Source organism: Streptococcus sp. 'group B' (assembly GCF_002073795.1).
GTDB classification, from domain to species: Bacteria; Bacillota; Bacilli; order Lactobacillales; family Streptococcaceae; genus Streptococcus; species Streptococcus agalactiae.
Map to the genome: position 1 here is coordinate 1,452,748 of NZ_CP020432.1, position 18,293 is coordinate 1,471,040.

Genomic DNA, 18,293 nt, shown 5'->3' on the forward strand with positions numbered 1-18,293 from the left:
ATAAAGCAGACAAGAAATTGTCCAATTATTATCATTAGTAATTGATTTATCGGTAACTTTTCTTGGGTTTGAAGAAAAACCTTATTAATCAATAATAGGAATATGAATTAAAGAGTGTGTCCTTATTTTCATTCCATTTGTACTTACGGTCCTTGTCTCTACAAGTCGATTTACAGCATTATTAGTATATCATATTTTGAAAATAATTTCTTGCAAAGTGTATAGAAAAAGAAGTGAAACACTTCCATTTCACTTCTTTTTAATCAAATAATTGATAATAGTCAGCTATAGCCATCTTGTTTTTTTGTGCCTGATTTAAATCTCTGACAATCTTGCCATCTTTCATTACTAATACACGATTTCCATATTTGAGAGCATCTTCCATATGATGTGTAATCATTAAGGCAGTCAACGAATCTTGTTTGATAAACTCATCAGTCAAGCCCATAAGCGAAACACTTGTTCTAGGATCAAGCGCTGCTGTGTGTTCGTCCAATAATAACAGATTTGGTTTTTTCAAAGTTGCCATTAATAAACTAAGCGCTTGTCTTTGTCCACCTGATAATAAACCTGTAGGTGTCTCTAAATGGCGATCAAGTCCATTACCAGTTCTAGCAATCAATTTTTGAAATTCTTCGGTATAGTTAGTAATCTTTCTAGGAACTAACGGTCTCTTTTCACCTCGAAATTTAGCAACTAATAAATTTTCAGCAACTGTCATCCTAGGTGCTGTTCCCATTTTCGGATCTTGAAATACCCGTGATAAATATTTAGCTCGTTTTTCTGCTGATAAATTAGTAACATCTTGTCCCATGATGTAAATATTTCCACTGCTTAACATCAAGGTACCTGCAATTACATTAAAAAGCGTTGATTTTCCAGCTCCATTTCCACCCAATATTGTAATGAAGTCATGTTCATAAATACTCAAATTAACATGATCTAATATCGTTTTCATTTCTGCTAAACCATTACTGACTTGTACGGTTGCTTCTTTTAACTCTATGATTTTCATCATCATTATAAGCGTACTCCTTTCAAAATCTTCGTTTTTAGGACAGGAACCATTAAACAAATTCCAAGCACTATTGCACTAAATAATTTTAGGTAATTCGTATTAAATCCTAAGGCGATTACTGCCGTTATTAAAAATTGATAAAGAATAGAACCCACCACTATAGCAATTAAACGTTCAAAGAGAGTTAAACCAGTAGAGTAAAGTACCTCTCCAATAATAATACTAGCTAACCCAATAACAATAACACCTATACCTTTTGATACATCAGCATATCCATCTTGTTGACTTACTAAAGCTCCTGATAAAGCAATTAAGCCATTTGATACAATTAAGCCAAGCATTTCCATTTTGTCGGTATCAATGCCGAAGCTCTTTGCCATATCAGGGTTGTCTCCTGTTGCAATATAAGCTTGCCCCAAGCGTGTATAGAGAAAATAAATTAAGACAGAAATCGCCAAGAGAATAGCTATCAAACCTAATACGAGAAGATTTAAATCATTTGAAAACGGAAGAAAATCTTTCAATGTTTGAATCTCATTTAAACCTAGATTTGCTCTTTTCATAACCATTAGCATAATAGAGTGGCATGAGGTCATTACTAAAATCCCTGCTAAAATCGTCGGTATCTTTCCTTTAGTATAAAGTAAACCAGTAACAAATCCCGCTAACATCCCTGATAGCATGCCTAGAATCGTCGCCAAAATAGGATTAACCCCTTGATTCATTAAGGTAACACAAACCGCTCCCCCTAGAGGGAAGGAGCCCTCTGTTGTCATGTCTGGAAATTTTAAGATTCTAAAGGTTAAGTATATCCCTAATCCTAATATCCCCCATAATAAACCTTGTGAAACTGATGAAATAATCATAAAACCCTCTTTCTAATCGTCAACCTTAACGGTAATTTCTGCCTGTTTCATAATCTTCTTAGGAATTTTAATTCCTAAGTGTTTGGCTGCTTTCAAATTGAGGCTTGGCTTCCCTGTATCAATAACTTTGACTGGTACATCTTTAACCGGCTTCCCTCTTAGGACTTTAATGGCCTGTTTTGCAGTTTCTAACCCTAAGCCATATTGACTCTGCGCTACTGATGCTATACTTCCTTGTTCAACCATGGTATCAACACTGGAATACACAGGTATATTAGCTTGGTTTGCTGCTACGATAACTGTTCTAAAAGCACTCGCAATAGTATTATCTTGTGGAACAAAGACAGCGTCTACTTTTTTGGTCATGACTGACATACTTGTTTTAATTTCATTTGTAGATGGTACAGAATATTTAAGAACTTCTAGCCCTGCTTTTTGAGCATATTTTGTAAACTCAGTTACTTGTGACACAGAATTATCTTCGCTACTAGCGTAAAGAATTCCTATACGTTTAACATTGGGAGTTATATCCTTGATTAATTGCACAGTTTGCTTGGTCGGAACAACGTTTGATAATCCTGTAACATTAGTTGTTGGTTTCTTCATATTCGTTACTAACTTGGCCCCTAAAGGATCAGAAACAGCTCCCATGATTATAGGAGTATCCTTAGTCGAAGCTGCTAAACCTTGTGCTGATGGTGTCGCAATTCCAATCAAAATATCATTGTGATGATTAACTAATTGTTTACTCATCGCTTGAATTTTACTTTGATCAGCTTCGGCGTTTAAAACGGTTAATTTAACTTTTTTCCCTTTATATCCTTCTTGAGCTAGACCATCTTCAACTCCCTTTTCAATAGCATCCAAAGCATCATGGGTTACATACTGTAAAATACCAATTTTAACAACTTGCTTTTCTGATAAATTAAGATGTTTTTCTGATTTGTTATAAAATAATTCCCCAACCACTAATATGGTCAATAGAATTAGCGTAGCTATCAGTCCTTTATTTTTCATATTTTCTCCTCACTTTAATAATATCCTGACTTTCTGGAGTTTAGCACAAAAGAAAAAGCGCCTGATAAATAACTTACCTTGCGCTCTCTATTGTTAGACTAGACCAGCGCATAGATACTTTTTTGAAGTACTCCAAAAAGTCGTATCTATGCACCCATAAACACAACTTTATCTACGCCAGTTTTGCCAATTGGTAAATAATGTTTTAGTCATTTACTAGTCATCCTTTCTCATGAATTTTTCTATAATTATATACTATATTCTGAAAATTGCAAGCCTTTTGCGTTATAAAAAAATATTTTTAGCTCAGCCTATGGTATAATAAATAAGCTATAATTTTTAGAATAAGGGGGACGCCATGTCTTTTGATGGATTTTTTTTACATCACCTCACAAATGAATTACAAGAACAGATTGAAAAAGGACGTATCCAAAAAGTTAACCAACCTTTTGACCATGAATTGGTATTAACAATACGCAATAATCGTCGCAACTATAAACTACTCCTATCTGCTCACCCTGTATTTGGACGTATCCAAACTACCGAAGCAAATTTCCAAAATCCTCAAAATCCAAATACTTTTACAATGATCATGAGAAAGTATTTGCAAGGTGCAGTGATTGAAACCATTCAACAAATTGAAAATGACCGTATATTAGAAATCATCGTGTCTAATAAAAACGAAATCGGTGATCACATTAAAGCGACACTTGTTGTTGAAATCATGGGAAAACACAGTAACATTATCTTGATTGATAAAAATGAACATAAAATTATTGAATCAATTAAGCATGTTGGTTTCTCGCAAAACTCCTACCGTACTATCCTTCCTGGTTCAACTTACATTGCCCCACCCAAAACAAAAGCAATCAATCCTTTTGATATTTCTGATCAAACTCTATTTGAGCTGCTTCAAACCAATGACCTAAGCCCTAAAAACCTCCAACAGCTCTTCCAAGGTTTAGGACGCGATACTGCGCTAGAATTATCTCACTGTTTGAAAGACAATAAACTTAACGATTTTCGTCAATTCTTTTCGAGAGAATATTATCCTAGCCTAACAGAAAAATCGTTTTCCGCTGTCCAATTCTCAAGCAGTCACGAAACATTTCAGTCTCTTGGACAATTGTTAGATTATTACTACCAAGAGAAGGCTGAAAAAGATCGCATAGCACAGCAAGCTAGTGACCTCATTCACCGTGTTCAAAGTGAGTTAGAGAAAAATATCAAAAAACTAGCTAAGCAACAAGACGAACTTCTAGCTACTGAAAATGCAGAGGAGTTTCGCCAAAAAGGAGAGCTTCTAACTACCTATCTCTCTATGGTGCCAAATAATCAAGATATCGTTGTTCTTGATAATTATTACACCAACCAAACGATTGAAATTTCACTTGATCGAGCTTTAACACCCAACCAAAATGCCCAACGCTACTTTAAAAAATATCAAAAATTAAAAGAAGCTGTAAAACATTTAAAAGGAATTATTTCAGATACGAAAAATACAATCACCTACCTTGAATCTGTTGAAACATCGCTAAATCATGCTTCTATGGAAGATATCAATGATATTCGTGAAGAACTTGTTGAAACTGGATTTATTAAGCGACGCGCACATGATAAACAACATAAGCGTAAAAAACCTGAACAATATTTAGCATCCGATGGCAAGACTATTATTATGGTGGGACGTAATAATCTCCAAAATGACGAGTTAACATTTAAAATGGCTCGTAAAGGGGAGTTGTGGTTTCATGCCAAGGATATCCCCGGAAGCCATGTGTTAATTCGGGATAACCTCAATCCAAGTGACGAGGTTAAGACAGATGCCGCCGAGTTAGCTGCTTATTACTCTAAAGCTCGTCTCTCCAATCTTGTTCAAGTAGACATGATTGAAGCAAAAAAACTCAATAAACCAAGTGGTACTAAGCCAGGTTTTGTAACTTACACTGGTCAAAAAACCTTACGAGTCACTCCCACACAAGAAAAAATAGATAGCCTTAAACTAAAAAAATAGACTGGGACATATCCCTGTCTATTTTTAGTGTTATTAATTATTTATAGGTATTCTTATTCACTTAAATCAATATCTTCTCTAAGCTTTTGTAGGTCAAAGTTAGCTTTCAAAAATTCTTGATCTTGAGTTGGGAAACATTGGTCAAGTTGGTCAACCTTTCCAATTTCAACTTTTCCTTGTGTGAGCGAGTAATCCATAACATGCCCACCGAAAGTTAAATCGTCTGAAATAAAGTGGACATGGAACCCTTTTACCCCCACACCATGAAATAATTCCGGCGTCCAAATCCCAACCAACGTACCAGATACATTCTCTCTGGTAAATTCTGGCTGATTAGATGCAATATCTGCAAAACGTTTATGTTGTGGAGATTTTGGAATCATACGAACGTGCATTCTTGAAAACGTTCCTTTGATTTTTAAAGACTTAAAGAGATTTTGACCTTCAAAGTTTTTTAGAATCATCTCTTCCAAATCCTTATTATCTGTCTCAGCATTGATATCAAATTGTTTTTGGATATGGTGTGGTAAAACCGCTGCATAGGGTACTGTCACATCATCTGATAATTGGATAATCTCTGCTTTACCATCTGTACCAATAGCTTGATAAGCTTTCCCATCCAATACAATCAATTCACCATCAATCATATGAACAGTACCGATTCCTAAGTCACCGTGAGTTAATAATTCTCCGATAGTTAGACTGCCTTTGTACAATCCTGCCATCAGTGAACTCAAGGTGCTGTATTGAAATAATTTAACTGTTTCTGACATATTAGACCTCGTCTTAGTAGAACTCGTCAGGTAAGATTGTTTCACCTAGTGTCACGTTATCTTTATAGTCAATAGGCACATCAATCAACACTGGTCCATTTTCAGCATCGATTAGAGCTTGTTTGAGTGTTTCTTCAAAACTGTCTTTGCTGTCTACACGGTAACCTTTAGCACCGAAACTTTCAGCGTATTTTACAAAATCAACTGGTCCAAAGTCAACACCTGAAGAACGCCCATACTTCATTTCTTCCTGGAATTCAACCATGTTATATTTTCCATCGTTCCAAATAATGTGAACAATTGGTAGATGAAGACGAACTGCAGTTTCTAACTCTTGAGCTGAGAATAAGAAGCCACCATCACCAGAAACTGAAATAACTTTTGTGTTGGGACGCAAAAGAGCCGCAGAAATTGCCCAAGGTAGAGCAACTCCTAATGTTTGCATTCCGTTTGAGAAGAGCAAGTGACGCGCTTCATATGATTTAAAGTAGCGAGCCATCCAAATATAATGGCTTCCCACATCAACTGTAACAGTCATGTCATCGGTGGTATTATCTTGGAGTACATCAATGAGATCAAGAGGATGAACAAGTCCATGAGCTGAGTCACGATCAAATTTAACATCGCTAACGTTTTCAATGTTATTACGAAGACCTTTCAAATACTCTTTTGAACCTTCTGGCAATTCATATCCTTTAATAGCTGGTAAAAGTAAATCAAGTGTATGTGCCATGTCCCCAATCAGTTCTCGCTCGGGTTGGAAATACGTATCAATTTCTGCTTGTTCAACGTCAATAACGATAATACGAGCAGAAATTTCAGCATTCCAGTTACGCGCCTCATATTCAATAGGGTCATACCCGATAGCAATAACTAGGTCTGCACGCTTCAAAAGCATATCTCCAGGTTGATTACGGAAGAGGCCTACACGACCAAAGAATGTTTCATCCTCGAGCTCACGTGACACAATACCCGCACCTTGGAAAGTTTCTACTACTGGTAGTTTAACAGCATCAAGAAGTCGACGTACGGCAGCAGTTACTCCCTCTGAAGATGCGCCATTTCCTAATAACAGTACCGGTAAAACAGCATTGTTAATAGCTTGCGCTAAATAATTAATATCTAAAACAGATGCCGAACCCAATTTAGGTGCACTAAGAGGTTTGATTGCTTTTACTGAGACTGGACTGTCTGTAACGTCTTGAGGAATAGAGATAAAACTTGCTCCTGGTTTACCAGATTTAGCAAGACGATAGGCGTTTGCAACAGTTTCTGACAAAGTATTAGGGTCATGAACCTCAGCAGAATATTTTGTAATAGGTTCTAGCATAGCAACGTTATTCATTGATTGATGAGCACGTTTCAATAAATCTCCTCGCTTAACCTGTCCACCAATTGCAAGAACAGCATCACCTTCATCTGTCGCGGTAACTAACCCTGTTGCCAAGTTCGAGATCCCAGGTCCACTAGTTGCAATAACAACTCCTGGTTCTCCCGTAATACGCCCGACAGCCTGAGCCATAAAAGTCGCGTTCTGCTCATGACGAGCAACAATTAACTCTGGACCTTTATCTTCTAGAGTGTCAAATACGCGGTCAATCTTAGCTCCTGGGATACCAAAAACATATTTGACATCATGATTAATGAGGCTATCGACAATTAAGTCAGCCCCATATTGATTATGTGATTCTGTCATTTTATCTCCCTCTTTTCACAAGAATGGTTCAATTATATCACAGTTTTTACATCAGATTGTGAAAATTTACTTGTGAATTTTTTATTTTTTTCTGTAAGTGTTTTCCTATTTAAATGTTATTCACCCATTCTGACATCTCTATATCGTCTGGAACTAATTTTAAATAAGCCTTTCCTACTTCTTGTGCCTTATCAAGGTAACCAAATTCTCTCAAAATGTAAGCATAATCTTGTAAAAATTCTGGATTATCTTTTAAATCATTATACAAAGATTGATAATAGTCTACACTATCATCCATTTCTAAAGCCTTGTGTGCTTTAGCGATATTCCATTTTGCAAGGATATTTTCTAAATCATCATTGTCTAATTCCAAGACTTCCTCAAACCGCTCTTCTTCAAGATACAAATTTGACAATCTCATAACAATTTCATCTTGGTTTTCAGAAACTTTTTCAGCTTGTTTCAAATAAGACTCCGACGAAGGAACATCATGTAATTCATACGATAATTGTGAAGCTAGTAAGAGAAGTTGACCATCAAAACTATTTTTACGAAGACCTTGCTGAACTAGACGTAAAGCTTCTTCAGATTTATGCTCCTCACGAAGAGATAAACCATAGATATATTCATAGCCATCAAAGTCTGGATTAATAGTATCCAACTGTTTAAAATAAAGGTTAGCTTTTTGATATTCTTCTTGATCATAAAGGATTGTTGCTAACTCAAAAACTGTTAAATCATCATACTCAATGTCAACGGCTTTTTCTAAAAATTCGATAGCTGCATCAAATTTCCCTATAATAGCGTAGGATTTACCAATACGCTGATAAGTTGAAACTCCAGTCGTTTCTAAGATTTCTCGATTGTCAAGTGATGCATATCCTTCTATCGCTTCTTGATAATGTTCCAAACTAAGGTTCATTTCAGCTAAACCAAATGTAACCAATGGGTCATCGCTAAGTTTGCTGGCTAGCAAAAGCTTTTCACGCGCAACATCAGTCAAGCCTTCCATATCATATAAGTCAGCCATAACGAGGAGGGCTGAAACATACTCTTGACTATCTTCTGAGATATAATCTAAGTATAAGAATGCTTGTTCAATATCTCCATCTTCGGCAACAATTTGAGCTAAATTGATAGCAACTTCTGGATAATTTGGTCGGATTTGATCATAGAGACGTTTTGCTTGGGGTAAAAAACCAATACTCTCCAAATAAGCTCCTAGTTCCAATAAGATTTCCTCAGGATCATTTTTCAACGCTTTTTCGAAATACTTGTTAGCATGTTCTAAATCCTGATTTTGGATAGAAACAATCATTTTTTCACTATTCAACATTTTTAACTTCTTCACTTCTTTCTTCAGTAACAACATCTATTGTATATAGCCCACTGACAGCTTTGTACCAATCAAACAATTCTTTAACAACAACTTTGATAGATGCATAAATCGGAATACTGAGGAATACTCCCCAAACACCAAACATCGCTCCAGAGGTTAATAAAATAAACATAATTGTAATTGGATGAATGCTAAGTTTATTACCTAAAACCAAAGGTGAGACAAAGCGTCCCTCTAGAGTTTGCTCAATAACAAAAACAATCGCAACTTTAACAACCATAACAGGTCCTGCGACAAGCGCTAAGATAAACACTGGAATTTGGGCGACAAAACTTCCCAAATAGGGAACCATATTTAACACACCGGCAATAATCCCTAATGTCACGCCATATCTAAGGCCTATAATACTATACATTATTGAAAAAATAACACCAACAGTAATAGCAACAATGATTTGTCCTTGCACATATCCTGACATTTGACTATTCATTTCTCGCAAAATACGATCAGCTGGTTGGCGTAGTTTGGTTGGTAAAACCATTAAGAAACCATTCTTCATGTTGCGACTATCTCTTAAAAGATAAAACAAAATAAAGGGAGCCATGATTGTTGCTACTGTCACACGTGCAACTGTACTAGCTAAATTTCCTGCCCAATCTAAAACATTCTTTGAAAATTTTTCAGCATAAGAGACCGCTTGGCTACTGATATTAGATAACATGCTCGATATTTCCCCTTTATAAGATTTTAACCAAGGGTTGTGATCTATAAACGAACTTGTTTCCATTTGCACTTTATTCACATATGAAGGGAGATCTTCCATAAAATGGCGTAATTGATTACTCATCATGGGAATAAAACTAGACATTGCCCAAATTAACAGAAGGATTATAATAGTAAAAACTGATAATATCGCTGTTACACGCTTAATTCCCCGCTTCTCTAAAAATGTAACCATAGGTTTTAATAGGTAATAAAGCAAGCCAGAAATTACAAGCGGCAATATCAGCACAGCAAGAAAATCAAACACAGGTTTAAACATAAAAGAGATTTTGGTAAAAATAAAAATCGTTAAAAATACCAAAAAGGTAATCATGAGAGCAATAACTGCTTGATTATTTAAGATCCATTTAAAAAACAAACTATTTTTAAATTCTTTTTCTGATGGTTGATTCATTCACATATCCTTTCAAGATGAATTCTAATTTTAATTCTCATTTATTATAACACGTTAAATTAAATTAAACTCAAAACAAGAGAGTAAAAAGTTAATTTTGAACGATTTTATGCACAACATGACCTGGCCATTCTATCAAATCCTGTGCTAAAAAATTAGGATTACAATCAATTTTTGTTAATTCTTTTATTGGAAGCCATACAAAATGTCGCTTATGCGTTCCTTCTTTGATAGATTCTGGCGCCTGACCCAAGAGATTAACAAAATATAAAAATTCAACTGAGTGATAATGATGTCTCTTAATATTAAACTGATTCTCAACAATATAGGCTAAATCACCAACTTGGCTGTGAAGACCTATTTCCTCAAGTACTTCTCTCGCAACAGCCTTATTGCTATCTTCTCCAACTTGAAGCGCCCCACCTGGCAAATAGTATTTATAGAGATGAGGAGCATATATTAATAGCAGTTTTTGATTTTCTATGATTAAAGCAGAAACTCTGACTCCGAATGTTTCGAGCTGGTCTCTAACCCTAAAATCTCTATTTTTCATAAAAATTAACCGTCTTTTCAATTAAATTTTGGTGTTCATCATAAACAAACTTAGCAGAAAAGAAAGGAACATCTTCTAAAATCCATTTAAAAATTTCGTAATCTCCTTGCCACGTTGGCTTAGAGAGAACTTGATCATATGGTACCCATTCTAAGGTTCCTTCTCGTGATTCATCATCTGAAATTAACTCTCCTTCATAATCTGTTACTTTAAAGACATAGGTATACCAATCATGACCTGGCGTAAATTCAGGAAAAGTGATGACTCCTTTAAAATCCATTTTTTTTACTGTTAAATGGGTTTCTTCTAGAATTTCACGCTTAGCACATTCATCCGGAGTTTCACCTGCCTCCAGTTTACCGCCTACCGAGATCCACTTTCCCTCATGAACATCATTCTCTTTTTTGTTGCGATGCAATAGAAGTAATTCCTTGCCATTGTCAATGTAACAAATTGTTGCTAATTTAGTCATTTCAAACTCCTCTCATTCTCATATTATAACAAAAAATAGCCTTTATTTAGGCAATTTACTATCAAAGTAGCACACAAATGATTAAACAAATTATTTTGTTTACCAGTTATTTACTTTTCACTTTGATGACATTTTAAAGGTTCTTTATCATAAACCTTTAAAGCATGCTATAATTAGGAAAAACCGGTTTACAATTTTAAACCCTAAGGAGTAAAAATGGAAATCAAAAAGAAACATCGTATTATGCTTTATTCAGCCCTTATTTTAGGAACAATATTGGTTAACAATAGTTACCAAGCTAAAGCTGAAGAGCTTACCAAAACTACCTCAACGTCCCAAATAAGAGATACTCAAACTAATAATATTGAAGTTCTCCAGACTGAAAGTACCACTGTCAAGGAGACTAGCACCACAACCACACAACAAGATCTGTCTAACCCCACAGCTTCAACTGCAACTGCAACAGCCACTCATAGCACAATGAAACAAGTAGTAGATAATCAAACTCAAAATAAGGAGCTGGTGAAAAACGGAGATTTTAATCAAACTAACCCTGTATCTGGAAGCTGGTCACATACAAGCGCTAGGGAATGGTCTGCTTGGATTGATAAAGGAAATACTGCTGATAAATCACCTATTATCCAACGTACCGAACAAGGCCAAGTAAGTCTATCCAGCGACAAAGGCTTTAGAGGTGCTGTAACACAAAAAGTGAACATTGATCCCACTAAAAAATATGAGGTTAAGTTTGATATTGAAACAAGTAACAAGGCTGGACAAGCTTTCCTTCGTATTATGGAGAAAAAAGACAACAATACGCGACTTTGGCTTTCTGAGATGACCAGCGGTACTACTAACAAACATACCTTAACAAAGATATATAACCCAAAGTTAAATGTCTCCGAGGTGACACTTGAACTTTATTATGAAAAAGGAACTGGTTTTGTTACTTTTGATAATATATCAATGAAAGCAAAAGGCCCTAAAGACTCAGAGCATCCACAACCCGTCACAACACAAATTGAAAAAAGCGTTAATACGGCTTTAAACAAAAATTACGTTTTTAATAAAGCTGACTACCAATACACTCTAACCAATCCGTCTCTTGGGAAAATTGTTGGTGGAATATTGTATCCAAACGCTACTGGTTCAACAACTGTTAAAATATCTGATAAATCTGGCAAAATAATTAAAGAAGTACCGTTATCAGTTACAGCTTCAACAGAAGATAACTTTACAAAACTCCTCGACAAATGGAACGACGTGACTATTGGTAATTATGTTTACGATACTAATGATTCGAACATGCAAAAGCTTAATCAGAAATTAGATGAAACTAACGCCAAAAACATCGAAGCTATCAAACTGGATTCTAATCGCACTTTCCTTTGGAAAGATTTAGATAATCTCAATAATTCAGCACAGTTAACCGCTACTTATCGTCGTTTGGAAGATTTAGCTAAACAAATCACCAATCCACACTCTACTATTTACAAAAATGAAAAAGCTATTCGTACTGTAAAAGAGAGTCTGGCTTGGCTTCATCAAAACTTCTACAATGTTAATAAAGATATAGAAGGCTCTGCCAATTGGTGGGATTTTGAAATCGGTGTTCCTCGCTCAATTACAGGTACCCTATCTCTCATGAATAACTACTTCACTGACGCTGAAATAAAAACTTATACCGACCCAATTGAACACTTTGTTCCTGATGCAGAATATTTCCGTAAAACGCTTGTCAATCCATTTAAAGCCCTTGGTGGTAATCTAGTAGATATGGGGCGCGTTAAAATCATTGAAGGTTTACTTCGTAAAGACAATACTATTATCGAAAAAACTTCTCATTCTCTAAAAAATCTTTTTACTACTGCTACTAAAGCTGAAGGCTTCTATGCTGACGGTTCTTACATCGACCATACAAATGTTGCTTATACTGGCGCCTATGGTAATGTTCTGATAGATGGTTTGACACAATTGCTGCCTATCATTCAAGAAACTGACTATAAAATCTCTAATCAAGAACTTGATATGGTTTATAAATGGATTAATCAATCATTTTTACCTTTAATTGTAAAAGGTGAGTTAATGGATATGAGTCGTGGACGCTCAATTAGTAGAGAGGCAGCTTCTTCGCATGCGGCTGCAGTTGAAGTTCTCAGAGGTTTCCTCAGATTGGCTAACATGTCTAATGAAGAGCGAAACTTAGACCTCAAATCAACTATTAAAACGATTATCACTTCAAATAAATTCTACAATGTCTTCAATAACCTCAAATCGTATTCCGATATTGCCAACATGAATAAGCTGCTTAATGACAGTACAGTCGCTACTAAACCTTTAAAAAGTAATTTATCAACCTTTAATAGCATGGACCGCTTAGCTTATTATAATGCCAAGAAAGACTTTGGTTTCGCGCTTTCATTACATTCTAAACGTACCCTCAACTATGAAGGAATGAATGATGAAAATACACGTGGTTGGTATACCGGAGATGGTATGTTCTATATTTATAATAGTGATCAATCTCATTATAGTAATCATTTTTGGCCAACCGTCAATCCTTATAAAATGGCTGGAACAACTGAAAAAGATGCTAAGCGTGAAGATACCACTAAGGAATTCATGAGCAAACATAGCAAAGACGCTAAAGAAAAAACCGGTCAAGTTACAGGAACATCTGACTTTGTTGGTTCCGTCAAACTTAATGATCACTTTGCTCTTGCCGCTATGGATTTTACTAACTGGGATCGCACCTTAACAGCACAAAAAGGTTGGGTTATCTTAAATGATAAGATTGTCTTTTTAGGTAGCAACATCAAGAATACTAACGGCATTGGAAATGTTTCTACAACAATTGATCAACGAAAAGACGATTCTAAAACACCTTATACTACATACGTCAATGGAAAAACTATTGATTTAAAACAAGCAAGTTCTCAACAATTTACAGATACAAAAAGTGTCTTTTTAGAATCAAAAGAACCTGGTCGCAATATTGGTTATATCTTCTTTAAAAATAGCACTATTGATATTGAACGCAAAGAGCAAACAGGTACTTGGAACAGCATTAATCGTACTTCTAAAAATACCTCAATCGTTAGCAATCCTTTTATCACTATAAGCCAAAAGCATGACAACAAAGGTGATAGCTATGGTTACATGATGGTTCCAAACATTGATCGCACAAGTTTTGATAAATTAGCCAACAGCAAAGAAGTAGAATTACTAGAAAATAGTTCAAAACAACAAGTTATCTATGATAAAAACAGTCAAACTTGGGCTGTTATCAAACACGATAATCAAGAGAGTCTCATTAACAATCAATTCAAAATGAATAAAGCGGGACTTTACCTAGTACAAAAAGTTGGTAATGACTATCAAAATGTCTATTACCAACCTCAAACCATGACAAAAACAGACCAATTAGCTATCTAACTAGCCGTACATAAAAAACCTATCATCAAAATGATAGGTTTTTTGGTTCAATTACTTAATGACTTCTTGAGTTTTAGCATACTTGGCTTCTACAGCATCTTTTTCTGCTTTCCACCATGTCTCATTTTCTGTATACCATTTAATAGTTTCTTCCAAACCTTCTGAAAAGTTTGTAAATTGTGGTTCCCAGCCGAGTTCTTCACGCAATTTTGTAGAATCGATAGCGTAACGAAGATCATGACCAGCACGGTCAGTTACGTGATCGTAAGCGTCTTTTGGTTGACCCATTTTCTCAAGGATAAGTTCAAGAACCTCCTTGTTGTTTTTCTCACCGTCGGCACCAATAAGGTATGTTTCACCAATACGACCCTTAGTCAAAATAGCCCAGACACCTGTTGAATGGTCATTTGTGTGGATCCAGTCACGGACGTTTTTACCTTCACCATAAAGTTTTGGTTTGATTCCTGCCAAGATATTTGTAATTTGACGTGGAATGAATTTTTCGATGTGTTGGTATGGTCCATAGTTATTTGAACAGTTCGAAATGGTCGCTTTTACGCCGAAGGAACGTACCCATGCCTTAACGATAAGGTCAGAAGCTGCCTTAGTTGATGAGTAAGGTGATGATGGATTGTATTTTGTTTCAGCAGTGAATTTTTCACCTGGTCCTTCACCATTTCCTGGAAGGTCTTCACGAAGTGGAAGATCTCCATAAACTTCATCAGTTGACACGTGGTGGAAACGGATATCGTATTTACGAGCTGCTTCAAGCAAAGTGTAAGTTCCGATAAAGTTTGTATGGATAAATGGACTTGGATCTTCCAATGAGTTATCGTTGTGACTCTCAGCCGCATAGTGAACAATAGCATCCGCTTTGGCAGCCAATTTGTCTACCAATTCAGCGTCAGCGATGTCACCAACAACTAACTCAACACGATCACCAAGAATGGCTTCAATGTTAGCACGGTTACCTGCATATGTCAATTTATCAAGGACAGTTACATGAACATCTGGGTGGTTATTGTAAACATAGTGTACAAAGTTTGATCCGATGAAACCAGCTCCACCAGTTACGATAATGTTTTTAAATTCAGTCATTTTTTCTCCGAAAAATTTTTTCTTTTTGCTGTTTGAAGGATACTGTTCTGTTAGAAGTAGTTCTATGGAATGTCATGCCTAAGAAATCAATATTTCAAATCCCTGAGGGAACAGGCCTTTTGCATGTTTCCTTTCACCCTTGCGTCAAACAACATTGCTAATTCGTTTTTACTTGCTAAGGTTAATGCCTTTTAAGAAGTTGAAAATTACAAATCTTCCTTCTTCAAAGGTTTTACATCTTTGAGAAGTGGGTGATTCTTATCTGCTTCTGAGACTTCTGCTTCTTCAAGGTTTTCCCACTGAATGCCTAGATTTGGATCTGCATAGTTAACGAAAGCATATTTTGGTTTGAGTTCAAGTGCCCAATAATCGTTAACGAGATAAGTATAAGCTGCTTTATCTGAAAGAACTTGGAAACCATTAGCAACGCCGCGTGGAACAAAAATACCTTTTGAGGCATCGATAATCGTTTGGTAAACGTTACCAAAACTGTCACCTTCACGGAGGTCAACCCAAGTACCGATCACACGTCCTTCATCAGCGATCGAAACATATTTATCCCAAGGCTCTGCATGGAGACCTCGCAAAGTATTTTTTTTGTTAAACGAAATATTATTTTGTAGTTTGTCTGCCTCAAAGAAGCTTTCTGGGAAACCAAGCGGTATCATTTTTTCTTTTTGAAAGTTCTCTTTGAACCATCCACGGTTGTCTCCACGAACGGTAATATCGAATTCCAACAATCCAGGAATGGCTTCAATTGGGCGACAAGTTAATTCTTTATCAAAAAATTGTTCAGTCATTAGGCTTCTCCAATCAAACGAAGTAGGTATTGACCATACTCATTTTTCTTAAGTGGTTGTGCCAACTCAAGGACTTGTTCACGAGTGATGTAGCCCATGCGGTAAGCAATTTCCTCAAGGTTAGCAACTTGAACGTTTTGCATGCGTTGTACTGTTTCAATATATTGTGCTGCTTCAAGAAGACTTTCGTGAGTTCCAGTGTCTAACCACGCAAATCCACGTCCCATTAACTCAACTGATAAATCACCTCTATCAAGGTAGGCTTTGTTAACATCAGTAATTTCAAGTTCTCCACGAGGACTTGGCTTAATATTTTTAGCTATTTCAACCACATCGTTATCATAGAAATAAAGACCTGTGACAGCATAATTAGACTTAGGTTGCGCTGGTTTTTCTTCAATAGAAATGGCATTCATATCAGTATCAAACTCGACAACACCAAAACGTTCTGGATCTTTTACTTGATAGCCAAAGACGGTTGCTCCACTTTCTTTACTAGCTGCACGTTGTAGCATTGCAGATAAACCTGGTCCATGGTAAATATTATCACCTAATACTAAGGCAACGTGATCATCGCCAATAAATTCTTCACCGATAATGAAGGCCTGTGCTAACCCATCTGGGCTTGGTTGTTCAGCATAAGAAAGAGAGATTCCTAGTTCTGAACCATCTCCAAGCATATCTTCAAAGCGAGGCAAATCTTGTGGAGTAGAAATAATCAGTATTTCTTTTATTCCTGCCAACATCAAAACTGACAATGGATAATAAATCATTGGTTTATCATAAATTGGCATCAATTGTTTTGATGCAGCACGAGTTAATGGGTACAAGCGAGTACCTGAACCTCCCGCTAAAATAATACCTTTCATAGTAAGGTCTCCTTATTTATATTAATCCTACATATTATAACACTTTTTTTAAACGCTATCATCTACTAATCTTTTTCACGTATTTCGTAATATCGTAATCCTCTAAATTTAGCTGATTTTCTTTATTTAAGATTAATTGACATAATTCATAACCAATTAATGGGCCCACTGTTAAGCCAGTTGATCCTAATCCACTTGCAGCATATGCACCCTCCATACAAGGGACAGGGCCAAAAAATGGAGAAAAATCACTTGTATAGGCACGAATTCCAACACGTTCAGAAGTCGTATCTGCTTTTTTTAATTGCGGAAAATAGCCAATAGCTTGCTCTTCAAACTTGTCTAAGACTTTAAAATCAATGTTTAAATCAAAAGCCATATCATTTTCGTGACTTGCACCTACAGAGACTTTACCATTATCAAATGGGATAATATCTAGCTCGCCTTCTGGCATTACAACAGGATATTTTCCTGTATTAATATTGCTAAAATAATAGTCTCGCAATTGCCCTTTTTGAGGGCGAATATCTACCTGATAGTTGTGCTCATCTAATATCTTAGCTAGCCAGGCTCCACTCGCTAAAACAAGTTTATCAAAATCAATTCCTTGAACACGAAAGCCATTATCAGTTATCGTAAAGTGAACTTCATCCTTGATGACATTAACACCACTTGCTTCTAACAATATTCGTGTTAAGTCCGCCCCTTCTACTCGCGCTCCTCCACTCGCATAAAGTAACTGTTCATAGCCATCTAACTCAGGAAAGTGAGTATTTGCTTCACTTTTATTTAGTATTTGTAAATCACCTATTAGAGGAGATTCTAGTCGACGTTTATCTGCTAGTGCAAACAATGACTCTAACTGACTCTCGTCCTTTTTTAATAAGAAAACACCAGTTTGCTGATAAAATTTTGTTTCAAAACCATCTTTTTGTAAATCCGTGACTAGCTTTGAATAAAAATCAGCCCCCAACCTCGCCATGCGATACCAGGCTTTATTACGACGTTTTGAAAACCATGGGCTAATAATCCCCGCAGCAGCCTTAGTTGCTTGTCCAACTCCATAATCAAAAACAGTAACCTGAATATCCTTTTCTTTTGATAAGTAATAGGCTAGTGTCGCTCCGACTGCTCCTGCACCAATAATTGCTATCTTTTTCATAATA

15 protein-coding genes are annotated in these 18,293 nt (G+C 36.0%); 2 read left to right on the plus strand and 13 right to left on the minus strand.

Annotated features, from left to right (window positions below; genetic code table 11):
- Positions 1 to 259: 259 nt before the first annotated feature.
- From A6J68_RS07705 to trpX, 3 genes are read right to left on the minus strand one after another with little or no spacing between them, the layout of a single operon-like run.
- The gene (locus tag A6J68_RS07705) at positions 260 to 1,021 is read right to left on the minus strand and encodes an ABC transporter ATP-binding protein (RefSeq protein ID WP_000979970.1); all 762 of its coding nucleotides are present in this window, start codon (positions 1,019 to 1,021) and stop codon (positions 260 to 262) included.
- Positions 1,021 to 1,884 (minus strand): ABC transporter permease, encoded by an 864-nt coding sequence (locus A6J68_RS07710; protein WP_000587301.1) that lies wholly within the window; start codon positions 1,882 to 1,884, stop codon positions 1,021 to 1,023. The genes A6J68_RS07705 and A6J68_RS07710 overlap by 1 nt, the downstream gene beginning before the upstream one ends.
- Positions 1,885 to 1,896: 12 nt before the next feature.
- On the minus strand, positions 1,897 to 2,901 hold the full coding sequence (gene trpX, locus A6J68_RS07715; protein ID WP_000790858.1) for a tryptophan ABC transporter substrate-binding protein: 1,005 nt from the start codon (positions 2,899 to 2,901) through the stop codon (positions 1,897 to 1,899).
- A gap of 358 nt (positions 2,902 to 3,259) precedes the next feature.
- Here trpX and A6J68_RS07720 point away from each other — a divergent pair, with 358 nt between their 5' ends.
- On the plus strand, positions 3,260 to 4,915 hold the full coding sequence (locus A6J68_RS07720; RefSeq protein ID WP_000006716.1) for an NFACT family protein: 1,656 nt from the start codon (positions 3,260 to 3,262) through the stop codon (positions 4,913 to 4,915).
- 53 nt (positions 4,916 to 4,968) lie between these two features.
- On the opposite strand, the gene budA is transcribed toward A6J68_RS07720, so the two are convergent.
- From budA to A6J68_RS07750, 6 genes are all read right to left on the minus strand, one after another.
- Complete coding sequence (gene budA / locus A6J68_RS07725) at positions 4,969 to 5,688, minus strand: acetolactate decarboxylase (protein WP_000005481.1); 720 nt, start codon at positions 5,686 to 5,688, stop codon at positions 4,969 to 4,971.
- Between the two features lie 13 nt (positions 5,689 to 5,701).
- Positions 5,702 to 7,384 carry an acetolactate synthase AlsS gene (alsS, locus tag A6J68_RS07730; RefSeq protein ID WP_000140341.1) on the minus strand — a complete coding sequence of 561 codons (1,683 nt, stop codon included), beginning with the start codon at positions 7,382 to 7,384 and terminating at the stop codon, positions 5,702 to 5,704.
- A gap of 109 nt (positions 7,385 to 7,493) precedes the next feature.
- On the minus strand, positions 7,494 to 8,720 hold the full coding sequence (locus A6J68_RS07735; RefSeq protein WP_000934868.1) for a tetratricopeptide repeat protein: 1,227 nt from the start codon (positions 8,718 to 8,720) through the stop codon (positions 7,494 to 7,496).
- Positions 8,710 to 9,900: an AI-2E family transporter gene (locus A6J68_RS07740; protein ID WP_001075588.1), complete on the minus strand. Its 1,191-nt coding sequence runs from the start codon at positions 9,898 to 9,900 to the stop codon at positions 8,710 to 8,712. Before A6J68_RS07740 ends, A6J68_RS07735 begins: the two co-directional genes overlap by 11 nt.
- Before the next feature lie 91 nt (positions 9,901 to 9,991).
- Positions 9,992 to 10,453: an NUDIX hydrolase gene (locus tag A6J68_RS07745; RefSeq protein WP_000796047.1), complete on the minus strand. Its 462-nt coding sequence runs from the start codon at positions 10,451 to 10,453 to the stop codon at positions 9,992 to 9,994.
- Positions 10,443 to 10,925 carry an NUDIX hydrolase gene (locus A6J68_RS07750; protein ID WP_000163512.1) on the minus strand — a complete coding sequence of 161 codons (483 nt, stop codon included), beginning with the start codon at positions 10,923 to 10,925 and terminating at the stop codon, positions 10,443 to 10,445. The genes A6J68_RS07745 and A6J68_RS07750 overlap by 11 nt, the downstream gene beginning before the upstream one ends.
- Before the next feature lie 216 nt (positions 10,926 to 11,141).
- Here A6J68_RS07750 and hylB point away from each other — a divergent pair, with 216 nt between their 5' ends.
- Positions 11,142 to 14,360: a hyaluronate lyase gene (hylB, locus tag A6J68_RS07755; protein ID WP_000403410.1), complete on the plus strand. Its 3,219-nt coding sequence runs from the start codon at positions 11,142 to 11,144 to the stop codon at positions 14,358 to 14,360.
- A gap of 51 nt (positions 14,361 to 14,411) precedes the next feature.
- Here hylB and rfbB read toward each other — a convergent pair whose 3' ends face one another.
- From rfbB to A6J68_RS07775, 4 genes are all read right to left on the minus strand, one after another.
- A complete protein-coding gene (rfbB, locus tag A6J68_RS07760; RefSeq protein WP_000134275.1) occupies positions 14,412 to 15,458 on the minus strand; it encodes a dTDP-glucose 4,6-dehydratase in 1,047 nt (348 codons plus the stop codon).
- A gap of 206 nt (positions 15,459 to 15,664) precedes the next feature.
- Positions 15,665 to 16,258: a dTDP-4-dehydrorhamnose 3,5-epimerase family protein gene (locus A6J68_RS07765; RefSeq protein ID WP_000139163.1), complete on the minus strand. Its 594-nt coding sequence runs from the start codon at positions 16,256 to 16,258 to the stop codon at positions 15,665 to 15,667.
- Positions 16,258 to 17,127 carry a glucose-1-phosphate thymidylyltransferase RfbA gene (gene rfbA / locus A6J68_RS07770; RefSeq protein ID WP_000676114.1) on the minus strand — a complete coding sequence of 290 codons (870 nt, stop codon included), beginning with the start codon at positions 17,125 to 17,127 and terminating at the stop codon, positions 16,258 to 16,260. Before rfbA ends, A6J68_RS07765 begins: the two co-directional genes overlap by 1 nt.
- A gap of 58 nt (positions 17,128 to 17,185) precedes the next feature.
- Positions 17,186 to 18,289: an NAD(P)/FAD-dependent oxidoreductase gene (locus A6J68_RS07775; RefSeq protein ID WP_000716829.1), complete on the minus strand. Its 1,104-nt coding sequence runs from the start codon at positions 18,287 to 18,289 to the stop codon at positions 17,186 to 17,188.
- Between the last annotated feature and the right edge of the window lie 4 nt (positions 18,290 to 18,293).